This is a genomic window from Polynucleobacter sp. AP-RePozz3-80-G7 (assembly GCF_018882145.1).
GTDB lineage: Bacteria > Pseudomonadota > Gammaproteobacteria > Burkholderiales > Burkholderiaceae > Polynucleobacter.
Map to the genome: position 1 here is coordinate 1 of NZ_JACVPC010000019.1, position 336 is coordinate 336.

The following is a 336-nucleotide window of genomic DNA, read 5'->3' on the forward strand; positions in this document are numbered from 1 at the left end:
AGATCTAACTGGTACTACATCTGGCGCCTCCATCATCAGCTTGGCTGGTAATGCTTCCGGATCCGTATTAATAGGCGGCAAAACATTAACCATTAGCAACGCTGCTGATACCTTTGATGGTGTGATCTCTGATACCAACGGTAATTTGGTTCTCACTGCCGGTACGCAAGTATTAACAGGCACCAACACCTACACTGGCACAACAACAGTCAACGGCGGTACTTTACGTTTAGGCACTGGCGGCTCACTCGCTGCTGCTAGCGCATTGATCATGACTGGCACTAGCATCTTTGATCTGTATGGCAACTCCCAAAGCATTGCTTCCTTAACCGGTGC

Annotated in this window: 1 protein-coding gene; it reads left to right on the forward strand. The window is 48.8% G+C overall.

Going from position 1 to position 336, the window contains the following annotated elements; genetic code table 11:
• Positions 1-336: autotransporter-associated beta strand repeat-containing protein (locus ICE90_RS10765; RefSeq protein WP_216192513.1), on the forward strand; the 336-nt coding region annotated here is incomplete at both ends.